This is a genomic window from Oleiphilus sp. HI0117 (assembly GCF_001635235.1).
This window is the reverse complement of the sequence record NZ_LWGA01000368.1, coordinates 1-376: the sequence shown is the minus strand read 5'-3', so window position 1 is coordinate 376 and position 376 is coordinate 1. Positions and strand designations below refer to the sequence as shown.

Below are 376 nucleotides of genomic sequence, written 5' to 3'. Positions count from 1 at the left end.
ACCTCTGCCTTTAGTATTCGATTTATCAAATCATTTGGAGCCAGGCGCGTTTCCTTTGTACCGATAAAGTCCTGCATTTGCTTCGAAAGTTCAATAGACTTAGAGGAACGTGAATAAATACCGCCACCTTCAGAAATCAGTTCTTTGTTATAGTCATCCCAGGTAGAGCCCTGCAGTTCAAACAAGCGCTTTCTCTCTGAAAAGCTTGTTGAAGGGTCCGGATCAGGATCAAAGAAAATGTGCATATGGTTAAATGCCGCTACTAGCTTGGTATGCTTGGATAGCAGCATGCCATTTCCGAAAACATCGCCTGCCATATCACCGATACCAATTGCAGTGAATGGCGTTGTTTGCGTATTAAGACCTAGCTCTCTGA

1 protein-coding gene is annotated in these 376 nt (G+C 43.6%); it reads right to left on the bottom strand.

Annotated elements, in window-relative coordinates; all coding sequences use genetic code 11:
* Nucleotides 1-376 (bottom strand): NAD-glutamate dehydrogenase domain-containing protein (locus tag A3757_RS04405; protein ID WP_156506173.1); only part of this gene is annotated, 376 nt, incomplete at both ends.